This is a genomic window from Kribbella sp. CA-245084 (assembly GCF_050942355.1).
In the GTDB taxonomy this organism is placed as follows: domain Bacteria; phylum Actinomycetota; class Actinomycetes; order Propionibacteriales; family Kribbellaceae; genus Kribbella.
Genome location: NZ_CP192053.1, coordinates 4601352 through 4626312, shown reverse-complemented (window position 1 = coordinate 4626312; position 24961 = coordinate 4601352). Strand labels below are relative to the sequence as shown.

The following is a 24961-nucleotide window of genomic DNA, read 5'->3' as shown; positions in this document are numbered from 1 at the left end:
CCAGCGTGCGGTTCGGGGGTGCCGGCGTACTAGCAATGGGCTGACGAGAATTTGTACTGTGTTGAGGTGACTCAGGTGCTGCGGTTCGAGGCGCACGCGTTCGGGCGGCCATACCACGCGGCGCGGGTGCGGATCCCCGCCCGCTCTCGCGACACCGAGCTGCACACCCACGCGGACTTCCACGAGTTCATGGGCGTCGTGTCCGGGAGCGGCGAACACCTGCTGACGACCGGCGTCGAGCAGCTTCGTCCGGGCGATGTGGTCCTGGTCCGGCCGAGCGACCGGCACGCGGTCCGCGGCTCGACGCCCGACGGACTCGAGTTCGTGAACGTCGCCTTCCCGAGCTCGATCTGGCAAGGCTTCCTCGACCTGACCCGCACCGCCAGCTGGTCGTCCCGCGGCCCGATCACCTTCCACCAGCCGCCCGCGATCGCCGTCTTCGAACAGGCGCTGGCTCGCTTCCAGGACAACCCGAGCTCCTACGACCTCGTGCGCTTCTGGATCGATCTGATGGAACTGCTCGCACCAGCCGACGCCGCGGCGCCCGGCGTACCCGACTGGTTGGCGAGAGCGTGTACGGCGATGCGCGCCGAGCAGAACCTCCGCGGCGGCGTACCCCGGCTGCTCGAACTCGCCGGCGTCAGCCCTGCCCACCTGTCCCGCTCGATGCGCACGGCGTACGGCGTCACGCCGACCGCCTTCGTCACCGATCTCCGCCTCGAACACGCCGCATCCTTGCTAGCGGCAACCAACACCCCGATCGCCGCGATCGCGACCCGCTGCGGCTTCACCAGCCAGTCCTACTTCACCCGCACCTTCACCGCGGCCCACGAGCTCCCACCCCGCGACTTCCGCCAACGCTCGCAGCGCGCGTTCGTGCCCTAGAGCGATTCCAGGTACGCGATCCCGTCCGCCTGCTTGAACCACTTCGCCCATCCGAGTACGTCGGCGTTGAAGCGCGGATCGATCAACGACAGGTCAGCGCCGCGCTCGACCAGGAGCTTGAGTGCGTCCAGCGCGCCGTTTCCAGCCGCAAGGTGTGCAGCGGTGAAGCCGTCCGAGGTGCGCTCGTTGATACCGAAGCCGAGGTCAGCGAGCCTCGGGATGACTTCCCATCGCTGCGCTGCAGCGGCCTCCGCGAGAAGCGCCGGCCGCTCGGCTGGGGTGAGCTCGCCGTTGAGTGCCGCCGCGAACGGGTCCTCGGGGTGCTCGCCCCGATAGAAGTCGCGGACGGTCCCGACCTCCGCGCCGTGGTGGATCAGCTCGTCGAGGATGTGCAGCGCGAACGACGTGCCGTCGTGGTCGGCATACATCCCCGCCGGCTCGCCCATCGGGCGGTCGAGGACGTCTTGGCTGAGCGCGGCAAGGCGTCGACGCCAGACGTCGTACGCATGATCCAGGGCGGTCAGGGCGTCCGCCGCGGAACCCGGCACGGGCGGCTGGCCATCAGCCGGGGCGACCTGGCTGCCGAACCAGGTGGCGGTGCGGTCCTCCTGCAGGATGTCGACGATGTGGGTGATCCGCCACGCCAGTGTGGTGAACGGCGCCGGCTCCGGCGGGATACGGCTGCCGTCGGGGACATACCCGTCCTCGGTCTTGCGGACCGACCAGCAGCCGTCGAACGGCTCCCAGAAGTACTCGTCGTCGGTGAGCCCTTGCACCCGGTCCCGCAGGCGTTGCCAGGCGAAGTCGGACAGGTCCAGGAGATTCTGCGAAAGCGTCGTCATGTCGCTACCGTAGGACGACCCGCGGACAGGATCGGTCCGCAGGTCGGGGCAGAATGGAAATTGATGGATACCGCAGCCCGCTTGCTCCGCCTGCTGTCGCTGCTCCAGTCGCGCCCGCAGTGGGACGGCACGGAGCTCGCGGCCAGGCTCGACGTCACGCCGCGGACCGTACGCCGGGACGTCACGCGACTGAGGTCGCTCGGGTACCCGGTCGAGGCCGAAGCCGGGATCGGCGGCGGCTACCGCCTCGGTCCGGGTGGTCGGCTGCCGCCACTGCTGCTCGAGGACGAGGAGGCGGTCGCGATCGCGGTCGGCCTGCGGGTCGCGACGACCACGACCGTGTCGGGTGTCGAGGAGGCTGCCGTCTCGGCGCTGGCCAAACTTCATCAGGTCCTGCCGGCACGGCTGCAGGAGCAGGTTGCGGCGATCAGCGCGCACACCACGCAGCTGCCGCAGGGGGAGCTGCCGCAGGTCGACGGCGAAGTGCTGGTCACGCTGGCCGCCGGCTGCCGTCATGTCGAAGGGATCCGGTTCCGCTATCGAACCCATGACGGCAGCGAGTCCGAGCGCAGCGTCGAGCCGCTCCAGATCGTGCACACCGGCCGCCGCTGGTACCTCGTCGCCCGCGACCGCGATCGGCAGGCCTGGCGTACCTTCCGCGTCGACCGCATCAGCGAGCCTGCGCTGACCGGCTCGCGCTACCGGTTCGAGGACCCGCCCGACCCGGTCACACTAGTTGCCGAGGGCACCGGAGTGGCGCCGTGGGACATCGTCGCCCGGGTCCGCGTCCAGGCAGACGCCGCGACCGTCGCCCGGCTGATTCCGCCGAGCCAAGGCGTGGTCGATCCCGTTGACGCGAACACCTGCGAGGTCCGCTTCGCCGCGAACGACCTGGGACCCCTCGTCTCAGGAGTCATCCGCCTCTACTGGCCGTTTGAGATCCTCGAACCACCCGAACTCCGCACGGCAGTCCACGACCACGCCCGCCGCCTGCTCGACTCTTAGCTGTCCGCGAGTGCCTTCCGGATCCGCTTGTCCGAGATCGGGTACGGCGTACCCAGCGTCTGCGCGAAGAGACTGACGCGCAGCTCCTCGAGCATCCACCGCACCTCGAGCAGCCCCGGGCTCGGGTACTTCCCGGTCGGTACGGCGCGGAGGTGCTTCTCGTACTCGTCGGTGAGGCCTTGGACGATGGCCATCCCGGAGCGGTCGCGAGCTGCGTTCGCGCCGAGCTTGTCGAGGCGCTGCTCCATACCGCGCAGGTACCGGACCAGGTCCGGCAGCCGCTTGGCGCCGGTCTCGGTGATGAAGCCCGGGTGGACCAGCCGTTCGAGCTGACCGCGGACGTCCGACAACGCCACGATCAACGCCGGGCTCGACGCGCGCGAGATTTGCTTGTCCACGGTCCGCGCATGCCCGAGCACCTGCTCCACCTGCTGCAGGATCGTCAGCACGGTGTCCGCGAGATCCGACCGTACGGCGTCACGCAGGATCGCGAACGCCGTGAGGTTCCACGCCGGACCACCGGCGGCCGCCATCAGCTGATCGACTGCCGCGCCGATCGCGTCGTCGAGCAACTCGCCGACGTTGCGATGCGGACCGGCCATCAGCGTCATCTTCTGCTGATTGCTCAGGTGACGTTGTACGACGTCGATCACCGACGGCATCGTGAGCAGCAACAGCCGGCGCGTGCCGGCCCACATCGCGGCGGCCTGGTCGCGCTCGGTCTCCTGCAGCCGGATCGCGACGGTCTTGCCCTCGTCGACGAGCGCCGGGTAGCCGGCGACCGTCAGACCGTTGCGGCGTTCGGAGAAGCTGCGCGGCAGGTCACCGAACGTCCAGTCGGTCAGACCGGACTTCTCCAGTCCGCTGACCGCCTTCGACGCGACTTGCGAGATCGCGGCGGTGGTCTTCGGCTTCAGCTTCTCCTTCAGGTTCGCGAGGTCCTTGCTCTCAGCAACAGTCTTGCGCTTGTCGTCCTCGACCCGGAATGTCATCCGCAGATGCTCGGGCACCCGGCTCCAGTCCCAGTCGCTCGGCTCGATCACGACACCACGCAGGTCCCGCAGCGCGCGAGCCATCGCGTCGGTGAGCGGTCCGGACGCCGGGTCCAGCTCGGGAAGGATCTGCCGGGCGTGATCCGGTGCGGGCACGATGTTGCGCCGTATGGTCTTCGGCAAGGACTTGATGAGGGTGGTGACCAGCTCCTCGCGGAAGCCCGGCACGCTCCACTCGAACCCGTCCGCGGTGACCTGGTTCAGCACGAGCAGGGGGAGGTGAACGGTCACACCGTCGGCGTCCGTCCCCGGCTCGAACGCGTACGTCAGGTCGAAGGTCATCCCGTTCTGCATCCAGTGCAGCGGGAACTCCTCCTCGCGCACCTCGGCGCCCTCGCGAACCACGAGCGACCGCTCGAAGTCGAGCAGGTCGTGGTCGCGCTGACGTGCAGTCTTCCACCAGGTGTCGAAGTGCCGTCCGGTGACGACCTCCGGGCCGATCCGCTCGTCGTAGAACGCGAACAGGGTCTCGTCGTCGACGAGCAGGTCGCGGCGCCGGGTGCGCTCCTCGAGTTCCTCGACTTCCTCGATCAGCTTGCGGTTCTCGTGGAAGAACTTGTGGTGCGTGTCCCAGTCGCCCTCGACCAGCGCGTGCCGGATGAACAGCTCACGCGAGACCTCCGGGTCGACCTTGCCGTAGTTCACCTTCCGCCGCGCGACGATCGGTACGCCGTACAGCGTGACCTTCTCGTACGCCATGACCGCGCCGGCTTTGCGTTCCCAGTGCGGTTCGGAGTACGACCGTTTGATCAGGTGCGGAGCGAGATCCTCGGCCCACTCGGGCTCGATCTTCGCGTTCACCCGCGCCCACAACCGTGAGGTTTCGACGAGCTCGGCGGCCATCACGAACTGCGGTGGTTTCTTGAACAGGCCGGAGCCGGGGAAGATCGCGAACTTGGTGCCGCGGGCACCGATGTACTGATGCTGGTTGGCCGGGTCCTTCAATCCGAGATGCGACAGCAGGCCCGACATCAGCGAGATGTGGACGCTCTGCGGGTCGGCCGGCTCGCCGCTGTTGAGCTTGACGCCGATCTGGGACGCGACCTGGCGGAGCTGCGCGTAGATGTCCTGCCACTCGCGGACGCGCAGGTAGTTGAGGTACTCGCTACGGCACATCCGGCGGAATTGGTTGCCGGACAGCTCCTTCTGCTGTTTCTTCAGGTAGCCCCAGAGGTTCAGGTACCCGAGGAAGTCGCTGTTCGGGTCACGGAACCGCGCATGTGCCTGCTGGGCCTGCGCTTCGGCGTCTGTCGGCCGTTCGCGCGGATCCTGGATCGACAGCGCTGACGCGATGACCATGACCTCGCGGACGCACGCATGCTTGTCGGCCTCGACGATCATCCGGGCCAGCCGCGGGTCCAGCGGGATCTGCGCGAGCTGACGGCCGATCGGGGTGAGCCGTCCGCCCTTCGGGGTGTCGATCGCGCCGAGCTCGGTGAGGAGCTGCAGGCCGTCGGTGATGCTGCGCTTGTCCGGCTCGTCGATGAACGGGAACGCCGCGATGTCGCCGAGCCCGATCGCGGTCATCTGCAGAATGACCGACGCGAGGTTGGTGCGCAGGATCTCCGGGTCGGTGAACTCCGGGCGGTTCTCGAAGTCCTCCTCGGAGTACAGCCGGATCGCGATCCCGTCGCTGGTCCGGCCGCTGCGGCCCTTGCGCTGGTTCGCGCTGGCCTGGGAGACCGGCTCGATCGGGAGATGCTGGACCTTGGTGCGGTGGCTGTAGCGCGAGATGCGCGCCGTACCGGGGTCGATGACGTACTTGATGCCGGGGACAGTCAGTGAGGTCTCGGCGACGTTGGTCGCGAGCACGATCCGGCGGTTTGAGTGTGACTGGAACACGCGGTGCTGCTCGGCGTTCGAGAGCCGGGCGTAGAGCGGCAGGATCTCCGTCGTACGCCGTTCGCCGCGGAACTTGTCGTTGAGCGCGTCAGCGGTGTCGCGGATCTCCCGCTCGCCGGACAGGAAGACCAGGATGTCGCCGTCGGCCTCGTACTCGAGCTCGTCGACGGCGTCCAGGATCGCCTGCGTCTGGTCGCGGTCGATCGTCGCCGGGTCCTCGGGGTCGTTGACCGGGCGGTACCGCACCTCGACCGGGTAGGTCCGGCCGGACACCTCGACGATCGGGGCCGGGTTGCCCTGCGCGTCGGCGAAGTGCTCGGCGAAGCGCTCCGGGTCGATGGTCGCCGAGGTGATGATGACCTTGAGATCGGGGCGGCGGGGGAGGAGGCGCCTGAGGTAGCCGAGGATGAAGTCGATGTTCAGGCTGCGCTCGTGCGCCTCGTCGATGATCAGCGTGTCGTACCGGGTGAGGTCGCGGTCGCGCTGGAGCTCGTTCAGCAGGATGCCGTCGGTCATCAGCTTCACCAGCGAGCGCTCGCTGACCTTGTCGGTGAACCGTACAGCGAAGCCGATTGTCTCGCCGAGCTCGGTGCCGAGCTCTTCGGCGATGCGCTCGGCGACCGTGCGCGCGGCGAGCCGGCGGGGCTGGGTGTGGCCGATCATGCCGTGGATGCCGCGACCGAGCTCGAGACAGATCTTCGGGATCTGGGTGGTCTTACCCGAACCGGTCTCGCCCGCGACGACCACGACCTGGTTGTCGCGGATCGCCGACGCGATCTCGTCCTTCAGCTGACTGACCGGCAGCTCTTCCGGATAGGTGATCTCCGGTACGGCGCTCCGACGTACCTCGACCCTGCGCTCGGCCTGCTCGATCGCCCCGAGCACCCCCTGCAGCGCCTGCTCACGCTTCCGGGCTTCCTTGGTCGTCCGAACCCGTTCGAGCCGCTTCCCAAGCTGCTCCCGGTCGTACGCCGTCAGGTCCTCCAACCGAGCTACTGCATCCGCGAGGCTCACCCCGTCCTCGGCGGGAGCGATGTCCGAGGAGGCGCGGCGCCCGCGAGCCCCGCGCGACGTACCGCGCCCTTCACCGTCGCCCTGGGTGGGGCTGTCGCCGGGGGATGCTCCCTGGGTGCGGGTGTTGCCCGCGCCTGGCTTGCGACGGCGGCGTGGCCGCCTGGCAGCTGGGTCCTGGGAGGGAACTGGGGATGGACTCGGGGACTCGGTCCGGGCATCAGGCATAACCAGTCCAGTTTAGGCGTCCGGCCCCAGCCCCTCATCCGGATTACCGCAGGCGACCCGCCAGCGCCTTCAACGCCGCGACCTGGTCGGGGATCGGGGTACCGATGAGGTTGAGGTCCCAGTCGACCCGGGTGATCCCTTCGGCGGCCGCCCGCTGCAGGTCGTCGAGGATCGTCTCGGGAGTGAAACCCACCGGCCCCTGCAACATCGGATGCGGTTTCATCGGCCCGGCCCGCAGGATGATCGGCCCCGAACCACCTGCCTCGCGGTACCACCCGACGGCCGCACACGTGGACTCCCAGTCGCGATGCGCCAGCGTGAGCCCGTCTGCGATCCGAGCAGCGCGCTCGATCGCCGGCTGCGCGACCCCACCGCCGTACAGCATCAAACCAGCTACCGGCTTCGGCCCGAGCGTCGCCATCGGCACGGTGTAGTGCTCACCAGCGAACTCGACCGGATCAGGCCCCCAGCAAGCCCGCAGTACGGCGACCGACTCCTCGAACGCCGCAACCCGCCCGCGCGCCGGCACGCCCGCAGCGACGAACTCCTCCGGCAGCCAACCGAGCGCGATGCCCAGATCCATCCGCCCGCCGGAGAGCTGATCGAGCGTCGCCACTCGCCGTGCGAGCACGACCGGCTGCTGGAACAGCGGCACGAGTACGGCAGTGTGCAGCCGGACCCGCTCGGTCCGCGCCGCGACGTACGTCAGCGTCTCCAAGGCGTCGTACGCCGACTCCCTCGGCAACCCGGCGTGGTTCACCCAGTCGGGCGCCGCCGGAACCAGCAGCCGTTCGAAGACCGACACCGCCGCGAATCCGAGCTCGTCGGCGGCCGTCGCGATCTCGACCACCGCATCCGGCCCGCGCAGCCCGACCACCGGCAGCCCGACGCCAACCTCGGGATATGACATCCGCAGTTCCTTCCGCTCCAGGGCACCCCGAAGGCGCCCGTTCACCCGTGGGTCGGAGCGGGTTCCGCGTTCTTGCGATCAGTCGTGCGGCGACGCGACCTTGACCGCGAGGACCGGGACGGGCGATTCGAGCAGGACGCGTTGCGCGGTGCTGCCGAGGATGAGTTTGCCGACGGGGGAGCGGCGGCGGAGACCGAGCACGATCAGCCCGACGTCCTCCGCGGCGGCCGCCTTGAGCAGCGCGCCGGCCACGTCGCCTTCGGTGACGGCCTGCTGGATCGTCACCTCGACACCTTGCTCGCGCAGCTTGGCCTCGGCAGCAGCCATCTCGTCGGCGTCGGCGTAGCGGGCGTCGATGTAGGAGTCGCCGCGGCTGGTGTTCAGCAGGAGCACCGAGGCGCCGCGCAGTTCGGCCTCGGTCGCAGCAGCGGTCAGCGCCGCCTCACCTTCGGGCGTTGGCACGTATCCGACGAGAATCTTCACAGCACCCACTCTCCCATCAATCGAAGCCACCGCCGGACAAGCGGTTAAGGTCAAGCGCATGGTTGAGCTGCAGGTGGTCCTCCCGGACGAGTCGGCGGCGATGCCGCCCGAGCGACTCGTCGAGCTGGCCGTAGCCGCTGAGGAACTCGGCTACGGCACGGCGTGGTTGCCCGATCATCTGCTTCCGCCAGGTGAGTTCGGCTCGACGTACGGCGGTGTGTACGAGCCGCTCGTGACGATCGGGTACCTCGCGGCGCGCACGAGCCGGATCCGGTTCGGGACGTCTGTGCTGGTGCTGCCGATGCGAAGCGCGTTCGTGGTCGCCAAGCAGGCTGCGACGTTGCACCGGCTGTCGGGCGAGCGCGTCGTACTCGGGCTTGGGGCCGGATGGGCGCGCGAGGAGTTCGCGGCGGTCGGGGTCCCGTTCGAGGAGCGCGGGCGGCGTACGGACTCGTCGCTGGAGGTCCTTCGCGACCTGTTCGAAGGGCGCGACCGGGGCGGGGTGTTCGAGCCGAGGCTTCGGGCGCCGTTGCCGATCATGATCGGCGGTACGACGACGCCGGCGTTGCGGCGGGCGGCTCGGTTCGGCGACGAGTGGCAGGGGCTCGGGCTGGACGGCGCTGGGTTCAGCGCGGCGGTCGCGCGGCTGCGGTCGTTCGGGGAGCGGCAGGTGAAGGTCGGCACTCGGCTCGATTGGTCCGATGGCGATCCGGCGCCTGTCGTCGCGATGGCTCACGAGCTCGCCGAAGCCGGGGCCGAGACGGTCGCGGTGTCGTTCGGGGACGAGAGCGGGGCGCTCGAGCGGATGACGCGGTTCTACGGCCTGTTCACGGCGGGGTGAGTTTGATGCGGAGGACCTTGCCGGTGGCGTTGCGGGGGAACTCGTCGAGGATGACGATCTGGCGCGGGGTCTTGTAGCGGGCCAGGTTTGCCTTGACGTGCGCGATCAGCTCGTCCTCGGTCGCCGGCTCGCGCAGTACGACGTACGCGACGAGCCGTTGGCCGAAGTCGTCGTCTGGTACGCCGGTGACGACCGCCTCGGCGACCGCGGGATGCGCGGCGAGGCACTCCTCAACCTCGACCGGGTACACGTTCTCGCCGCCGGAGACGATCATGTCGTCCTCGCGACCGTCAACGAACAGCCGACCCGCGTTGTCGAGATGGCCGAGATCACCGGTGCTCATCCGCCCGTCGACCACGGTCTTGCTCGAACCGTCGGAGTACCCGCCGAACACGAGCCCGCCACCCGCGAAGATCCGCCCGGTCGTGCCGGTTGGCACCTCATGGTCCTGGTCGTCGAGGATCCGGATCGAGCTGCCGAGGCACGGGCGACCGACCGTGCCGGGCGCGTCGAGCAGGTCCGCGGAGTTGGCGATCGTGGCGATGCCGACCTCGCTCGATCCGTACGCATCGCACAGCACCGGCCCGAAGCGCTCGATGAACCGCTCGGCCAGCGGCACGCCGAGCTGCGACGCACCGGAGATCACGGCCCGCAACGAATGCAGGTCGTACTCCGCGATCGCCGTCGGCCCCAACTCCAGCAACCGCCGCAACATCACCGGCACGGCGACCACCGCGCCCGCCCGGTTCTTCTCCACATCTGCCAGCAACGTCGCAGCGTCGAACCGCGGCCGCAACACCAACGGCGCCCCGAGAAACAACGCCAACATCGACGTCAACAAACCAAGCCCGTGAAACAACGGCGGCCCGATGATCACCGGCTCACCCGACCGCACCCCGAACCTGCTCAGCGCACTGGCAGTCAGCCCTGCCAGCCCAGCTGCGGTGGGCACTCGAGGCGCCGCCTTGGGCGTGCCCGTGGTCCCGGACGTCAGAATCGTGATGTGCCCCGCGCTGTCCGGCGTCGGCGCGCCCGCGGCGCGGCTTTCCGCGAGTTCGTCGAGAGCCACCGTGCTGCCGCCACCTGTGCCGCCACCTGTGCCGTCGCCCCCGCCCTCGCCGCCTGCCGCACCGTTCTTGCCCGGCCGAAGGCCGGCGGGGCTCGAGACGACTGCCGGGAGGCCGGGCGGAGCGGCGAACTCTGCGTCGTGGACGAGGAGGTCTGGCCGGTGCCGCTCTAAGACAGCTGCGAGCTGAGGCGGAGCGAACTCCGTGTTGACGAACAGCACGTCGGCGCCGATCCGCGACGCGGCCAGGGTCGCCTCCAGGAAGCCGATGTGGTTCCGGCACAGGACCGCAACCTTGCTGCCGGCAACGATGTTGTACTGCGCGTGCAGGCCGGCCGCGATGCGCTCGCACCGGCGGTCCAGCTCGGCGTACGTGAGCTGATGATCACCCGAGATCACCGCCGCACGATCGGGCCACCGGATCGCCGCGATCACCCCGAGAGCGGCCATCGACTGGCCCCACGTCCGCAGCGCGCGCTCGATCCGCACGAGCTGCGCCGGCCCGGCCGACCGCCAGACCCCGGACCGGATCAGCGCGACCGACAGTTCGCCGACCTCGGCCGCGCTCTGGATCAGCCACTCCGGCGGGCGGATCGGTCCGATCGGGCGGATCGTTCTCACCGCTTCTTCCCGCCTCCGGTACGCCGGTAGTACTGCTCGAGCAACCGGTCCGTCGGCACGCGCAACAAGTTGCCCACGGCATCGGCCGGCCGGACGAACGGCGGCGTGATGTTGTGCGGCCGCTCCGCCACCGCCGTACACACCTGATCGGCGGCCTGCTCCGGCGTCAGCCCGGGCATCTTGTTGAGCAGCGGCGTCGGCTCACTCATCCGTGTGTGCACGAGCCCCATGTAGACGGTCGACGTCGTCACCCCGTCCCCGCGAACCTCCTGCGCCACGCACCGCAACCACACATCAAAGGCACTCTTCGACGCCAGGTACGCCGACCACCGCGCCATCGGCGGCGTCCGCACCCCGGCCGTCGACACGTTCACGATGTGCCCCGACCCGCGCTCGCGCATCGACGGGAGCAGCTCGAGCACGAGCTTCGCCGGGCCGAGGTAGTTGATCGCGTTGGTCCGCTCGATGTCGTGGAACCGCTGGTACGTGTCCGCGACCGACCGACGGATCGACTTGCCCGCGTTGCTCACGAGTACGTCGACCCGCTCGTGCTCGGCCAGCACCGTCCGCACAAGTTCCTCGACCGCCGCAGGATCCGCAAGGTTCGCCGGATACACGTACGCCGACCCGCCCTCCGCCCGGATCTCGTCGGCCACCACCTGCAGCTGTTCCTCGGTCCGCGCCACGAGCAACACCGTCGCTCCGGCTGCAGCCAACCGTCGCGCGGTCGCCTCGCCGATCCCGTACGACGAGCCGGTCACCAGGATCACCTTGTCCCGGACGGCCGCGGTCAAGCGCTCGTCGGAGATCCTGGTGCGCCCGTTGGTCAGTGCGACAAGCAACGGCCACCCGAACGCACGCTTCCCAGTCACCATGCCGCCGACATTACCCGCTGGTAGCCACGCGCGGGAGCCCCTAGCTGACCCTTTGCAACCACTCCCTGACCAACGCGCCGAGCAACTCGGGCTGCTCGATCTGCAGGTTGTGCCCGGCAATGTCGAGGATCGCGTAGGTCGCGCGCGGGTAGTGGGGGAGCAGGTCGTACAGGTCGGCGTACCCGGTGACGGCGTCCTGCCGGCCGCACAAGATCAACGTCGGCCGGGTGTAGACCGGTCCGCTCTCCGGCGCCGTCGTCAGTGCCCACTTCTCCTCGATCCGGTCCATCGCGACCAGATCCGCGACCGCGAGACCTGGCGCGACATCAGCGCGATAGGCAGCCAGTGCAGCCGCGGTCTGCGCGACGGCGAGGTCGGTGAAGTCTTCACCCTCGGTCAGCGATTCGAGCACGCCAGGCTCGGTCCGCAGAACGACGTGCTCCGGCAGTTGCCGGTCCTCGCGCTGGAGCGTGCCGGTCGGGCAGATCATCCCCAGACCCAGGATCTGCTCGGGGCGCTCGGCGACAAGGCCGCGGGACAGGTATCCGCCGTACGACTCGCCCATGAGCAGGAACGGCTCGTCACCGATCTGCTCGCCGATGAACTCCCGGATCGCGGCCATGATCCCGTCGGAGCTGTCGATGTCACCGGCCGGGCTCTGGCCCATCGCGGGCAGGTCGGGATAGAGCCGCCGGTACCCGGTCAGTTGGCTGAAGATCGGTTCGAGGCAGCCGGTCATCAGCCGGTGGTCCGGAGTCCAGCCGTGCAACGCAAGAACCGGAACGCCGTCGCCGAAGGCCACATGGTGCAGAGTCATGAGAGAGGTTTTAGCAATCGCTCCCGACAGTTTTAGAGTCGACCCATGGCCCGTCGCTCAGCACTCCCTCCGATTCCCGACTTCGCCGTACTCCGTTCCCGCCTGGATCGCGCCCGTGAGGCCGCGGCAGGCACCGGTCTGGTCATCGCGCCGGGCTCGGATCTTCGGTACCTGATCGGTCAGCCGGGCGGTTCGTTCGAGCGGCTCACCGCGCTGCTGATCCCCGCGGACGGTGCCCCGGCGCTCGTCGTACCGAAGCTCGAGGCGCCGGGGTTCACCGGCTTGGAGGAGCTCGGCGTCGACGTCATCACCTGGGTGGACGGTGTCGATCCGTACAACCTGGCGGCCGAGCGGCTCGGTGGCGTTGAACGAGTCGCGGTGAGCGACTTCACGCCGGCGCTGCATGTGTTGGCGATCCGCGACGCATTGCCAAAGGCCGAGCAGGTGTTGGCCGGGCCGATCGTCCGCGAGCTTCGGATGCGCAAGGACACGGCCGAGATCGAGGCGCTGCGGAAGGCAGGCGCCGCGATCGACCGGGTGCATGCCCGGGTCGGCGAGTGGCTGCGGCCTGGGCGGACGGAGGCAGAGGTCGGCGCCGACATCGCCGCCGCGATCGTCGAGGAGGGCCACGCGGAGGCGGACTTCGTGATCGTCGCGAGCGGTCCGAACGGCGCCAGCCCGCATCACGCACTGTCCGAGCGGGTCATCGAGGCCGGCGACGTGGTGGTCGTCGACATCGGCGGACCCGTTGCCGAGGGCTACAACTCCGACTCGACCCGCACGTACGCCGTCGGGGCGCCGCGCGACTCCGATGTGCCCGCGACGTACGCCGTGCTGCAGCAGGCTCAGCAGGCTGCGGTGGATGCCGTTCGGCCCGGTGCGACGGCGGAGTCGATCGACGCGGCCGCGCGGGACGTGATCGCGGCGGCGGGCTTCGGTGAGTACTTCATCCACCGGACCGGGCACGGGATCGGGCTGGACGTGCACGAGGAGCCGTACATCGTGGCGGGCAACGACCTGCCGCTCGAGGCGGGGATGGCGTTCAGCGTCGAGCCGGGCATCTACCAGCCGGGCCGGTGGGGTGCGCGGATCGAGGACATCGTCGTGGTCACCGCTGACGGCGGCGAGTCGATGAACAACCAGCCGCACGACCTCGTGGTGCTCTGAGGTTCAGCCGGCCCGGAAGGTCTTGCGGTAGGCGAGTGGCGAGACGCCGAGCTCGGAGCGAAGGTGGTGGCGCAGCGACGCGGCGGTCCCGAGGCCTGCTTCGTGGGCGACACGGTCGACGGACAGATCGGTCGTCTCCAGCAGGTTGCAGGCGTGCCGCACGCGTTGCTGCAGCAGCCAGGTGCCGGGCGACTGCCCTGTCTCGGCCTTGAATCGCCGGCTGAAGGTGCGCACGCTCATCTGCGCGTACGCCGCCATCGCGGCCAGGCTGATCTCCTCGCCGAGTCGCGCGAGCGCCCACGCCCGCGTCGGCGACGTACCTTCACTGCCTTCTTCCGGAATGGCCCGCTCGATGTACTGCGATTGCCCGCCGTCCCGCCAGGGCGGTACGACGCAGTGCCGCGCGGCCCGATTCGCGACCTCACTGCCGAAGTCCCTGCGGATCAGGTGCAGGCAGAGGTCGACGCCCGCGGCCAGGCCTGCCGAGGTGAGGATGTCGCCGTCGTCGATGAACAGCTTGTCCTCGTCGAGCTTCACCTGCGGGTAGACGCTGCGGAACAGCTCGGCCCGCTCCCAGTGCGTCGTCGCGGGCCTGCCGTCCAGGTAGCCGGCGGCGCCGAGGACAAATGCGCCCGTGCAGATCGAGGCGATCCGGGTTCCCGGGCGGATCGTCGCGAGCGCAGCGGCCAGGTCGTCGGGCAGCGTGCCGTCGTACCGCGGCTGGTGGATGTAGGTGCCGGGGACGATCACGGTGTCGGCTTCGGCCAGCGCCTCGGGTCCGTAGTCCGGGATGAGGTTGAACCCGGCTCCTGCCCGGACCGGGCCGCCGAGGCCGCAGATGCGGACGTCGTACAGCTTGGTGCCGTCGGCCTTGGTCGCCGCGCCCAGGACGGTCGGCGGGATGGTCAGGTCGAACCCGACCACCGGCTCGAGTGCGAGGACGGCGACCACGTGCGGACCGACGGAGGTCAGGTGGCGTGGGCTCCGTGAAGACATGGCCACATTTTGACACATGTTGTCCATCTGGCCACTAGTTCGATGGCGGTCGAACCCGCACCCTTGTCGGGTGACGCAGATTCTCGAGACGAAGAAGGCTCCCCGGGTACACCTGGCCTGGGCGGTCGCTGTGGTGGGGTTCGTGACCCTGATCGGTGCGGCCGGGTTCCGTTCGGTGCCCAGTGTGCTGCTCGATCCGCTGCACGAGGAGTTCGGGTGGTCGCACGCGACCATCTCGTCGGCGGTGTCGATCAACCTGCTGCTGTACGGCGGCATCTCGCCGTTCGCCGCCGCGCTGATGGACCGACTCGGTCTGCGCAAGGTCGTCAGCGGTGCACTGGTGCTGATCGCGCTGGGCAGCGGTCTGACCGTCTTCATGACGTCTGCGTGGCAGTTGCTGCTCTGCTGGGGGCTCCTGGTCGGCGTCGGCACCGGATCGATGTCGATGACGTTCGTGGCGACGATCACCGGGCGCTGGTTCGTCCGCCGCCGCGGTCTGGTCACCGGGATCCTTACAGCGGCCGGCGCGACCGGTCAGCTGGTCTTCCTGCCGCTGATCGCGTCTCTGGCGGCACACCACGGATGGCGGGTGCCTGCACTCGTAGCAGGCGGTGCTGCGCTGGCCGTCGTACCGCTGGTGCTGCTGTTCCTCCGTGACTACCCGAGCGACGTCGGGCTGCGGGCGTACGGCGCTCCCGAGGGGAGTACTGCGGGGCAGCGGGTCGAGACGACTGGCAGCAGTGCCATGCGGGCGGTGCGCGCACTGGGGATGGCTGCGCGGCGGCCCGCGTTCTGGCTGCTGGCTGGTGGTTTCGCGATTTGTGGTGCTTCGACGAACGGTCTGGTCGGCACGCACTTCGTGACCGCCGCCCACGACCACGGCATGCCCGCCACGACCGCCGCGTCGTTGCTGGCTCTGGTCGGCCTGTTCGATGTCGGCGGGACGATCTTCTCGGGTTATCTGACCGACCGGTGGGACCCGCGGTACCTGCTGATCGCGTACTACACGCTGCGTGGACTCTCGCTGCTAGTACTGCCGTCGCTGCTTGGACCGACCGCCGCACCGAGCACCTGGGTCTTCATCATCTTCTACGGACTGGACTGGGTGGCCACTGTGCCGCCGACCGTCGCCCTGTGCCGTGAGTGGTTCGGGCAGGACGGGCCGATCGTGTTCGGCTGGGTGTTCGCGTCACACCAGGTCGGCGCTGCGCTGGCCGCGACCGGCGCCGGTGCGATCCGGGATGCGCAGGGCAGCTACAACCTCGCCTGGTACTTGGCCGGCGGACTCTGCGCGGCGGCCGCGCTGATGTCCGCGAGCATAGGACGCCGACTCGTTACTGCCTGACCTTGTCCGCTAGCCTCGATTTAAGTTGAGGTTGGAGGGATGGGCGATGGACATCGAGCCTGGTGAGCTGACGGTCGGGCAGCTGTCGCAACGCAGTGGCGTCGCGATCTCTGCACTGCACTTCTACGAACGCCAGGGCTTGATCCTGAGCCGCCGTACGTCGGGGAACCAGCGCCGGTACAAGCGGGACACGTTGCGTCGGGTGGCCTTGGTGCGGATCGCTCAGCGGGTCGGCGTACCTCTCGCTGAGGTGGCTGCGATCCTCAAGCTGCTGCCGGAGAACCGGACGCCGACGCGGTCCGACTGGGAGCGCATCTCGGAGTGCTGGCAGGCCGAACTGGATCGCCGGATCCTGCATCTCGAGCAGCTCCGCGACGACTTCAAGGACTGCGTCGGTTGTGGGTGCCTGTCCCTCGATCGGTGTGCGCTGGCCAATCCGTACGACGCGTTGGCCGCGAAGGGGCCGGGGCCGCGCCGGCTGATGGACAACGAGGGCGAGCCTTGTCATCCAGGCAAGTGCGCCTGAGGTTATCCACAGCTCCGGGGCCGCGGCCAGCGGACTGGGGGTGCGGGCGTCTAGGGTTTCCGGCATGGCTGAGACCAACGCGAACCCCGACTCCAGTGCGAGCCTGACCGAGGCGCGGGCGAAGGTCGCCGGTGATGTGATCCGGGCGATCGCCGGTGATGAGGCGCGCCTGCGTGCCGATCAGGAGACCGCGGTCGCAGCGCTGTGCGAGCCGGCGGCGCGGGTGCTCGTCGTGCAGGCGACCGGTTGGGGCAAGTCAGCCGTGTACTGGGCAGCGACCGCGATCAGACGGTCGGAGGGCGCGGGGCCGACGCTGGTGGTTTCGCCGCTGCTGTCGTTGATGCGCGATCAGGTCGCGGCCGCGAGCCGGGCCGGGTTGCGCGCGGCGACGCTGAACTCGAACAACATCGATGCCTGGTCAGGTATCGAGCAGGACTTGCGGTCGGGCGCGATCGACGTGCTGCTGGTGTCGCCGGAGCGGTTGGCCAACCCGGGGTTCGGGCGGCGGGTGCTCGACGGGCTGGCCGGGCAGGTCGGTCTGCTGGTGATCGACGAGGCGCATGCGGTGTCGGACTGGGGGCATGACTTCCGGCCGGACTATCGCCGGGTGTCCGACGTACTGCAGCAGCTCAACCCCAAGACGCCGGTGCTTGCGACGACTGCTACCGCCAACGCGCGGGTGACCGAGGACGTCGCGAAGCAGTTGGGGGAGTCGACGCTCGTACTGCGGGGACCGCTCGCGCGGGCGAGTCTGCAGCTTGCCGTCGTCGACAAGCTGTCTCCGCTCGATCGATTCGCGTGGGTCGTCGATCAGCTGCCGAAGCTTCCGGGGTCCGGGATCGTTTACGCGTTGACCGTCGCCGATGCGCAGCGGTTGGCCTCGGTGGTTCAAGAGGTGCACGGCCGGGATGTGCCCGTTGCGGCGTACACGGGGCAACTGGAGGCGGGGGAGCGGGAGAGCCTCGAGGATGCGCTGCGGGCGAATCAGTTGAAGGCGCTGATCGCGACGTCTGCGTTGGGGATGGGGTACGACAAGCCGGACCTCGGGTTCGTGGTCCACGTGGGGTCGCCGCCGTCTCCGGTTTCGTACTACCAGCAGGTCGGTCGTGCCGGGCGCGGGATCGATCATGCGGTGGTGGCGTTGCTGCCGTCGGATGCGGACTCGGGGGTGTGGGACTACTTCGCGACGGCGACGATTCCAGTGCCGGAGAACGTGCAGCAGCTGCTGCGGGCGCTCGAGGGATACGGGCCGGACGAGCCGGCGACCGCGCCGGCGCTGGAGGCGGAGACCGGTCTGCGGCGTACGCGGGTCGAGTTGATGTTGAAGCAACTGGCCGTCGACGGAGCGGTCGACCGGGTCGAGCGAGGCTGGGTGCGGACCGGGGCGGACTGGTCTTTCGACGCAGAGCACTACGACGGGATCGTGTCGGTGCGCCGGCGTGAGGCCGACATCATGCGTGCGTACACCCGCGGTGATCGTTGCTTGATGCAACTTCTCCAGGAGTCGCTGGACGATCCGTCGGCGGAGCCGTGCGGGCGCTGCTCGGTGTGTCTGGGGGAGCTGCCGTCGCCGCTGGAGGCGCGACCCGATCCGGAGACGGTGGCGACGATCGTCCGGTTGCTCCGCGGCGAGGTCCACGTGCTCGAGCCACGCAAGATGTGGCCCGGCGGTGCGTTCGGAGCCCGTGGGAAGATCCCGCCCGCACTGTCGGCCGAGCCCGGCCGCATCATCGTGTACGCCGACGCACCCGAGTGGCGCGAGGTCCTGCAGGGCGCATTCGGCGGTTCACCTCAGGCAGACGCGTTGGAGGCGTTGAAGTCCGGCGCGGTGGCTGCGCTGTCGCGGTGGCGCGGCTCGTGGTCCGGACGCCCGGAGGTCGTCGTACCACTAGCCGCCGGCGGTCACCCCGAGCTCACCTCCGCCATCGCCGACCACGTAGCCACAGTCGGCCGCCTCGACCGAGCCGAGCTGACAATCGACCGCACCGGCTACACCGACGACCTCTCCTCAGCCGAAGAAGCAAGAGTCTGGCGAGACGGCCTCCAGGTCGACGCGGCGACAGCTCAGCAGATCACCGGCCGCCCGATCCTCCTGCTGGTCGACGCCACATCCTCCCAATGGCCGGTAACAGTAGCCACCGCCAAACTCCGCGAGGCAGGCGCATCCGCTGTCCTCCCACTGGTCATCCACAAACGCCCATAGCCGCATCCCGCCCACGGCGGGATGCGGGCGCGGGGGATAGCCGGAGGTCGAGGAGGCGGAGCATCTGCGCCGGCTGCTCGAGCTCACGCCGCTCCCGCCGACGCAGCCCACGACCTGACGGCGGCTGGGCCGGCCGACGCCTCGGCGTGCCAGCACCCGCCGAGTGCCGGATGCGCCGGTGGCGGGCAGGGGTTCGCGGGTCAGGTGGTGAGTGATCGCCAGGTGCTGAGACAGCTCGCCCAGGTGCGATCCGCCTGTCGCAGCTGGTCCAGGATGTCGGGGTGGCTGGCGGAGACATCTGTGGTTTCGGCGGGGTCGTCGGTGAGGTTGTAGAGGGCGTGGCCGGGGTGTTGGGGGGCGCCTAGGTGTTCGGCGGGGTCGACTACGAGCTTCCAGGGGCCGCGGCGGATTGCTCGTTGGTTGGCGTACTCCCAGGTGAGGGTTCGTTCGGGGGAGGGGGAGCCGGTGAGGAGTGGGAGGATGTCGGCGCCGTCGACGTCTGCGTAGGTGAGGTCGGCGGCCGACAGGAGGGTCGGCGTGACGTCGATCATCTGCGCGGGTTCGGAGTTGGTCACGCCGGACGGGAGCGTGGACGGCCACGACCAGATGCCGGGGACGCGAATGCCGCCTTCGTAGACCGAGCCCTTGTGGCCGCGGAGTCCGCCGGTGGAGCCGCCCGGGTACGCGATCTCCTCGCCGCCGAGCCAGTTGCGTTCCTCCGCCGACGGACCGTTGTCCGAGGAGAAGAAGATGATCGTGTCGTCCAGCCGCCCGGTCCGCCGCAGTACGTCGACGATCCGCCCCACACCGTCGTCGACCCGGCTGATCATCGCCGCCATCACCTGCTTCTCCCACGGCAGATGCGCGTACTGCGCCATCGCGTCCGCCGGGGCATGCATCGGGTAGTGCGGTGCGTTGTACGCGACGTAACAGAGGAACGGCTCGTCAGCGCCCTCGATGAAGTCCACCGCGCGAGAGGTAATCAGATCCGTGAGGTACGAACCGTTCTGCCAGACCTCCTCGTCGTCCGACCAGAGATCGTGCAGGGGATTCCGCACACCCCAGTACATGATGTGCGAGTAGTAATCGACGCACCCGGCCCGGAACCCGAAGTGATGGTCGAACCCGAACCGCATCGGCGCAGACCCGGGCGACACCCCCAGATGCCACTTGCCGAACACCGCAGTACGCCAACCCGCCGCCGACAACGTCGACGCGAGCGTGCTCTGCGCCGGCAGCCCGTGCGTCCCGCGATCAGCGCCGAGGATCGACTCGACCCCAGCATGTGCCGGATGCCGGCCGGTGAGGAGTGCTGCGCGGGACGGCGAGCAGACCGGCGAGTTCGAGTACCAGTCGGTCATCCGCACCCCGCGAGCGGCCAGATCGTCGAGGTGCGGCGTACGGATGTCGGGACTGCCGTAGCAGCCGAGGTCGCCCCAGCCGAGGTCGTCGGTGTAGATGATCACGATGTTCGGCCGGGGCACGAGCCCTCCTAGTGCACAGGGGACAGTTCCAGGAAGGATTTCAGGTCTGCCAGCACCGCCGGCCACCCGTCTTGGATCATGGTTCGCAGCACACTGTCCGGCTCGAACCCGCTGTGGATGACGGTGAGCTTCACCTTGTCATCCACGGGCTCCAGCTCGAACGTCGCGGTGGACAGCGGCTCGCGGCTGGTCTTCTCGTACACCTCGGCCGGCAGATCGACCGCCTTCGCGAACTCCGGCGTGATGTGGTGCCAGGCGTACGACAACCGCGTGTACGGCGTGTGCTCGACCACGACCTGCCCCGGGCCGGCCATCGACACCTCACCCATGTGCCAGACGATCTCCGAGCCGGGCTTCCAGTCGGTCTCGTGGGACAGGTTCCAGTACTGCTCGGTGAACTTCGGCTCGGTGAGCGCCTGCCAGAGCCGCTCCGGTGTGGTCTTGATGTAGGTCGTGTAGACGAAGTCGTTGTCGCTCATGGTGGGTTCGGCCTCCAAAGCCGTCTTGAGATCGGCGAACATCTGCGCACGCCGACGGTCGTACTGGGTGATCCAGCGGTCGGCGATCGCGTTGATCGGCTCGGCGTTGAGGTAGTGGAGCTTCTCGCGCCCGCGCCACACAGTGGTGACGAGGTTCGCGGTCTCGAGGATCGTGAGGTGCTTGCTGACCGACTGCCGCGCCATGTCCAGCCCGGCGCAGAGCTCGCGCAGGGTCTGGCCGTTGCGGGCGTTCAGCATGTCGAGCAGTTGCCGCCGGCTCGGATCGGCCAGCGCCCGGAACACCTCGTCGTCCATCACGCCTCCGATAGTCATGCAGCCGTTCGGCTGCATAAACACGATAGGCAGCCAAAGAGCTGCATGTCAAGGGAACTCGATTGACGCGACGGTGAGGATGGACCTGTGGACATCACGAGCCTCGGCTACCGCACCGACCTGTTGCTGCTGGAGCTGGGCGGAAGCGTCTTCCGCGACACCGGCGAGTACGTCGTCGTGCGTACGCCGGCCAACCCGGGCTTCTGGTGGGGCAACTACCTGCTGTACCGCACGCCGTTCGCGCCGGACGACACCAAGATCCGCCTGGACGACTTCCGCCGCGAGTTCCCGGCCGCGAAACACGTTGCCCTCGGCATCGACAGCGTGGACGGCGAGGTCGGCGCGGAGGACGAGGTGACCGCCGCCGGCTTCGAGATCGACCGGAGCGTCGTGATGACGGCCGATCGGGTCGTCGCGCCGCCGCGGCCGAACACCGAGGCGACGTACCGGTTCCTGGACGGTGACGACGACTGGACGCAGCTGTTCGATCAGAGCCTCGCCACCGCGGACATGACGGTCGACGCCGCGTACGAGGACTTCACCCGGCGCAAGACGGCCACGCAGCGCGAGCTGGTCGCTGCCGGCCACGGCCAATGGTTCGGTGCGTTCGAAGGCGACCGGCTGCAGAGTTCGCTTGGGTTGATGTTCGACGGTAAGGGCGTCGCGCGTTTCCAGAATGTGCAGACGTCGCCCGAGGATCGCGGTCGCGGTCTGGCCAGCACGCTCGTCCACCACGCGTCGACGTACGGGCTGACCGAGGGCGGCGCGCGGACGCTGGTGATGGTCGCGGATCCGGACTACCTCGCGATCCGGATCTACCGCTCGGTCGGATTCAACGACACCGAGACCCAGCTTCAGTTCACCATCCCACCTGCGTGACAAAGTAGGGCCCATGACTGTCGGACGCGGGGTTGTGCTCGTCACGGGTGGGAGTCGCGGGATCGGCGCGGCCGCTTCGCTTGCGCTCGCGAAGGACGGCTGGGACGTCGGCGTCAACTACCGGACGCAGGCCGACGAGGCCGCCCGTGTGGTCAAGGCGTGCGAGGAGCTCGGCCGGCGCGCGATCGCCGTACAGGCTGATGTCGTCGAGCCGGATCAGATCGAGCGCCTCTTCGACACCGTGACCGCCGAGCTCGGTCCGATCGGGGCCGTGATCAACAACGCCGGCGTCGTCTCACCCGGCGGCCGCGTCGCGGAGTACGACGCTGAGCGCCTCGATCGCGTGTTCCGGATCAACTCGATCAGCGCATTCCTCGTCGCCGGTGCCGCGGTACGTCGGATGTCCACGGCGTACGGCGGGAAGGGCGGCGTGATCGTCAACGTGTCCTCGCGCGCCGCGGTGCTCGGATCGGCCGGGGAGTACGTCGACTACGCCGCGAGCAAGGCAGCCGTCGACGCTCTGACCACGGGTCTGGGCAACGAGGTCGCGAAGGAAGGCATCCGGGTGCTGGGCGTGCGCCCCGGCCTGATCGAGACCGACATCCACGAGGCGGGCCGGCTGGATCGCCTCGGTGCGACGCCTCCGCTGGCCCGCCCGGGGAGGGCGGAGGAGGTCGCGGAGGTGATCGCGTTCCTCGCCTCGGATCGCGCGTCGTACATGACCGGGACGACGGTCGACGTCTCCGGCGGCCGGTGAGCCATGGGGCTTCGGCCGGTTGACCTGGCGCGCCGGGCCGGAGTGTCGACCCAGCTCGTTCGCAACTACGAAGCGGCCGGAATCCTGCCGCCGGCGCCGCGGTCTGACACCGGCTACCGGCAGTACGGTCCGGAGCACGTCTCGGCGCTGTTGACGTACCGCGCGCTCGCGCCGGGCTTCGGCGCAGAGACCGCCACCGAGATCATGCGCGCCGTCCACGACGGCGACGAAGCGCTCGCCTACCGCCTAGTCGACGCAGCCCACGCCGCACTCCACGAGCAACGCCTCGCAACCGACGCCGCGAGTGAAGCCCTCGCCGCGTTGGCCGCTCAGCAGGTCGACGAGTTCACCGGCCCGTCGCTGCTGGTGGGGGAGTTGGCGCATCGCCTAGGCATCCGTACGTCGGCGTTGCGGGTCTGGGAGGCGGCCGGGTTGCTGGCGCCGACGCGCGAGCCGGGCACGAAGTACCGGCGCTATGGTCCCGAGCAGGTGCGCGACGCCCGGATCATCAACATGTTGCGGCAGGGCCGGTACTACTTCGAGCAGATCAGGCCGGTCCTCGACGGACTGCGCCGCACGGGCAGCACTGAGGCCTTGCGGACCGCTATCGCCGAGCGCCGGGCCGCCCATGACCGGCAGACGAAGGCGATGCTGTACGGCGCCACCCTGCTGTACCAACTGATCACGGAGACGCGTCCGGCACAGCAAGACGGGTCGGCAGCAACCGCCCCCGCACAGTGACCAAGTCGCTCTGCAGCCAGTGATCGGACTCGGTCGGCGTGGCTTCCTCGACTGCGGCCATCGAGGCGATCAATCGCCCCGGAGCGGACTTTGCGAGCTCGCTCAGCCGCGCCGCCTCGTTCACCGGGTCGCCGATCACGGTGTACTCATGCCGCCGTACGTCGCCGACCGTGCCGGCCACCACGATCCCGGCCGTCACGCCGATCCCGGCGATTGCCTCCGGCAACTCCTCGTCGAGCCGACGGGCCAGCTCCCGCCCGGCGCACAACGCGCTGCCGGCCGGATCCGCGAGCTCGGCCGGCGCCCCGAAGATCGCCAGTGCCGCATCACCGGCGAACTTGTTCACGAACCCGCCCTGCCGGTCCACCTCGTCGACCACGATCGCGAAGAATCGGTTGAGCAGCTGTACGACCTCGGTCGGCGGCCGGTTCATCGCGAGCTCGGTCGAGCCGACCAGATCGACGAACAGGACCGCGACGTACCGCTCCTCGCCGCCGAGCCGGTCGCTGCTCAGCGCCTCCTGCACGACGCCGGGACCGACGTACCGTCCGAAGACGTCCCGGATCCGCTCGCGGTCGCGCAGTCCTTCGGCCATCCGGTTGAACCCGGCCTGCAGCGAACCCAGCTCGGTGCCGTCGAAGACCGGGATGCTCACGTCGAGCCGACCCTCGCCGATCAGACTCAGCGCGTCCCGCACCGACCGGACCGGCGCCACGACCGACTTCGCCGACAGCATCGTCAGCAGCCACCCGTTGCCGAGCGCCACGATGCCCAAGGCAAGGATCACGACCGAGAGCCGCGTCGACGTGACATCGCCCTCGATCAACGCGAGCACGGCGGCCAGCATCAGCCCGGCCACCGGTACGGCGGAACCGACCGCCCAGAAGAAGACCGTCCGCGCCTTCAACCCCGCAGCAAGCAGCCGTCGCGGCGGCGGCGAATCCACTAGCGCCCGCGCCGCCACCGGCCTCAAAGCGAACTCTGTCAGCAAATACGAGACCGAGCAGGTGATGATCGCCCCGTCGATGACCGTGAGCGCGACCCGCAGCGCGTTCTCCGGCTGCATGATCACCGTCATCACGGTGAACACCACGGCGGCGACCAGCCACAGCAGCACCTCGATGAGCGTGAGTCGCAGCGGCAGTTGGAGCGTGGCGATCTGCTCCTTACGGGTGGCCGGCCGCTCGAGCTCGACCCAGCGCGTGACGCGGCGGGTCAGCCGCGTGCTCCAGACGCATCCGACCGCGATCGCGAGCACGAAGTACGCCGGGATGATGATCGCGTCGGCGAGCTGGAGCTGATCGATCAGCGACGGGCCGGGCAGCACGTAGACCGCGAGGATGAATACGACCAGGGCGCCGATCAGGTTGGTGCCGATCGAGAACGTGGTCATCAGGAGCTGCAGGCGGAAACGCAGCCGCCGCGTGCTCTGGTCGGCCGGACCGAGCAGCCAGGATCCGAACGGCCGCCTCTTCAGCACCAGATCCGGATTTCCCTGGGTCATCATGGTCACAGTCTGCTAGGTGGCACCCCCATTTCCGCAACCTGTGTCAGGACCGAAGCAGGGTTTTGG

21 protein-coding genes are annotated in these 24961 nt (G+C 69.0%); 10 read left to right on the top strand and 11 right to left on the bottom strand.

The window, feature by feature from the left end; genetic code table 11:
- Positions 1-66: 66 nt before the first annotated feature.
- Positions 67-885 (top strand): AraC family transcriptional regulator, encoded by an 819-nt coding sequence (locus tag ACQPYH_RS22215; protein WP_432874480.1) that lies wholly within the window; start codon positions 67-69, stop codon positions 883-885.
- Here the strand turns inward: ACQPYH_RS22215 and ACQPYH_RS22210 are convergent.
- A complete protein-coding gene (locus tag ACQPYH_RS22210) occupies positions 882-1727 on the bottom strand; it encodes a DinB family protein (RefSeq protein WP_432874478.1) in 846 nt (281 codons plus the stop codon). The two genes, ACQPYH_RS22215 and ACQPYH_RS22210, sit on opposite strands and share 4 nt — an antisense overlap.
- 63 nt (positions 1728-1790) lie before the next feature.
- Here ACQPYH_RS22210 and ACQPYH_RS22205 point away from each other — a divergent pair, with 63 nt between their 5' ends.
- Positions 1791-2732 (top strand): helix-turn-helix transcriptional regulator, encoded by a 942-nt coding sequence (locus tag ACQPYH_RS22205; protein ID WP_432874476.1) that lies wholly within the window; start codon positions 1791-1793, stop codon positions 2730-2732.
- Here the strand turns inward: ACQPYH_RS22205 and hrpA are convergent.
- The 3 genes from hrpA to ACQPYH_RS22190 form a co-directional block, all read right to left on the bottom strand.
- On the bottom strand, positions 2729-6640 hold the full coding sequence (gene hrpA / locus ACQPYH_RS22200) for an ATP-dependent RNA helicase HrpA (protein WP_432894294.1): 3912 nt from the start codon (positions 6638-6640) through the stop codon (positions 2729-2731). The two genes, ACQPYH_RS22205 and hrpA, sit on opposite strands and share 4 nt — an antisense overlap.
- Before the next feature lie 268 nt (positions 6641-6908).
- A complete protein-coding gene (locus ACQPYH_RS22195; RefSeq protein ID WP_432894292.1) occupies positions 6909-7775 on the bottom strand; it encodes a TIGR03619 family F420-dependent LLM class oxidoreductase in 867 nt (288 codons plus the stop codon).
- A gap of 78 nt (positions 7776-7853) precedes the next feature.
- Entirely contained in the window at positions 7854-8258 is a 405-nt protein-coding gene (locus ACQPYH_RS22190; protein WP_432894290.1) for a universal stress protein, read from the bottom strand.
- 58 nt (positions 8259-8316) lie between these two features.
- Here ACQPYH_RS22190 and ACQPYH_RS22185 point away from each other — a divergent pair, with 58 nt between their 5' ends.
- Positions 8317-9099, top strand: coding sequence for an LLM class flavin-dependent oxidoreductase (locus ACQPYH_RS22185; RefSeq protein ID WP_432894288.1), 783 nt, complete (start codon positions 8317-8319; stop codon positions 9097-9099).
- On the opposite strand, the gene ACQPYH_RS22180 is transcribed toward ACQPYH_RS22185, so the two are convergent.
- From ACQPYH_RS22180 to ACQPYH_RS22170, 3 genes are read right to left on the bottom strand one after another with little or no spacing between them, the layout of a single operon-like run.
- Positions 9086-10786: an AMP-binding protein gene (locus ACQPYH_RS22180; RefSeq protein ID WP_432894286.1), complete on the bottom strand. Its 1701-nt coding sequence runs from the start codon at positions 10784-10786 to the stop codon at positions 9086-9088. The genes ACQPYH_RS22185 and ACQPYH_RS22180 overlap by 14 nt on opposite strands.
- Entirely contained in the window at positions 10783-11661 is an 879-nt protein-coding gene (locus tag ACQPYH_RS22175; protein WP_432894284.1) for an SDR family NAD(P)-dependent oxidoreductase, read from the bottom strand. The genes ACQPYH_RS22180 and ACQPYH_RS22175 overlap by 4 nt, the downstream gene beginning before the upstream one ends.
- A 40-nt stretch (positions 11662-11701) precedes the next feature.
- Entirely contained in the window at positions 11702-12478 is a 777-nt protein-coding gene (locus tag ACQPYH_RS22170) for an alpha/beta fold hydrolase (protein WP_432894282.1), read from the bottom strand.
- Positions 12479-12523: 45 nt separating this feature from the next.
- On the opposite strand from ACQPYH_RS22170, the gene ACQPYH_RS22165 reads away from it, so the two are divergent.
- Complete coding sequence (locus tag ACQPYH_RS22165) at positions 12524-13645, top strand: M24 family metallopeptidase (RefSeq protein WP_432894280.1); 1122 nt, start codon at positions 12524-12526, stop codon at positions 13643-13645.
- Positions 13646-13648: 3 nt separating this feature from the next.
- On the opposite strand, the gene ACQPYH_RS22160 is transcribed toward ACQPYH_RS22165, so the two are convergent.
- A complete protein-coding gene (locus ACQPYH_RS22160) occupies positions 13649-14641 on the bottom strand; it encodes a GlxA family transcriptional regulator (protein ID WP_432894278.1) in 993 nt (330 codons plus the stop codon).
- A 70-nt stretch (positions 14642-14711) separates the two neighbouring features.
- Between ACQPYH_RS22160 and ACQPYH_RS22155 the strand changes: the two genes are divergently transcribed.
- From ACQPYH_RS22155 to ACQPYH_RS22145, 3 genes are all read left to right on the top strand, one after another.
- Positions 14712-15986: an MFS transporter gene (locus ACQPYH_RS22155; RefSeq protein ID WP_432894276.1), complete on the top strand. Its 1275-nt coding sequence runs from the start codon at positions 14712-14714 to the stop codon at positions 15984-15986.
- A gap of 46 nt (positions 15987-16032) precedes the next feature.
- Positions 16033-16512, top strand: coding sequence for a redox-sensitive transcriptional activator SoxR (gene soxR, locus ACQPYH_RS22150; RefSeq protein WP_130448331.1), 480 nt, complete (start codon positions 16033-16035; stop codon positions 16510-16512).
- Positions 16513-16576: 64 nt separating this feature from the next.
- On the top strand, positions 16577-18715 hold the full coding sequence (locus tag ACQPYH_RS22145) for a RecQ family ATP-dependent DNA helicase (RefSeq protein WP_432894274.1): 2139 nt from the start codon (positions 16577-16579) through the stop codon (positions 18713-18715).
- 200 nt (positions 18716-18915) lie between these two features.
- On the opposite strand, the gene ACQPYH_RS22140 is transcribed toward ACQPYH_RS22145, so the two are convergent.
- Both ACQPYH_RS22140 and ACQPYH_RS22135 read right to left on the bottom strand, forming a co-directional pair.
- Positions 18916-20199, bottom strand: coding sequence for a sulfatase-like hydrolase/transferase (locus ACQPYH_RS22140; RefSeq protein WP_432894272.1), 1284 nt, complete (start codon positions 20197-20199; stop codon positions 18916-18918).
- Between the two features lie 8 nt (positions 20200-20207).
- On the bottom strand, positions 20208-20993 hold the full coding sequence (locus ACQPYH_RS22135) for an ArsR/SmtB family transcription factor (RefSeq protein ID WP_432894270.1): 786 nt from the start codon (positions 20991-20993) through the stop codon (positions 20208-20210).
- A gap of 105 nt (positions 20994-21098) precedes the next feature.
- Between ACQPYH_RS22135 and ACQPYH_RS22130 the strand changes: the two genes are divergently transcribed.
- Genes ACQPYH_RS22130 through ACQPYH_RS22120 form a run of 3 tightly spaced genes read left to right on the top strand, consistent with a single transcriptional unit; the run spans position 21099 to position 23388 of the window.
- The gene (locus ACQPYH_RS22130; RefSeq protein WP_432894268.1) at positions 21099-21890 is read left to right on the top strand and encodes a GNAT family N-acetyltransferase; all 792 of its coding nucleotides are present in this window, start codon (positions 21099-21101) and stop codon (positions 21888-21890) included.
- Between the two features lie 13 nt (positions 21891-21903).
- The gene (locus tag ACQPYH_RS22125; RefSeq protein WP_432894266.1) at positions 21904-22647 is read left to right on the top strand and encodes an SDR family oxidoreductase; all 744 of its coding nucleotides are present in this window, start codon (positions 21904-21906) and stop codon (positions 22645-22647) included.
- A gap of 3 nt (positions 22648-22650) precedes the next feature.
- Positions 22651-23388 carry a MerR family transcriptional regulator gene (locus tag ACQPYH_RS22120; protein ID WP_432894264.1) on the top strand — a complete coding sequence of 246 codons (738 nt, stop codon included), beginning with the start codon at positions 22651-22653 and terminating at the stop codon, positions 23386-23388.
- Here the strand turns inward: ACQPYH_RS22120 and ACQPYH_RS22115 are convergent.
- Positions 23330-24895, bottom strand: a complete 1566-nt coding sequence (locus ACQPYH_RS22115; protein WP_432894262.1) for an adenylate/guanylate cyclase domain-containing protein — start codon at positions 24893-24895, stop codon at positions 23330-23332. The genes ACQPYH_RS22120 and ACQPYH_RS22115 overlap by 59 nt on opposite strands.
- Positions 24896-24961: the final 66 nt, after the last annotated feature.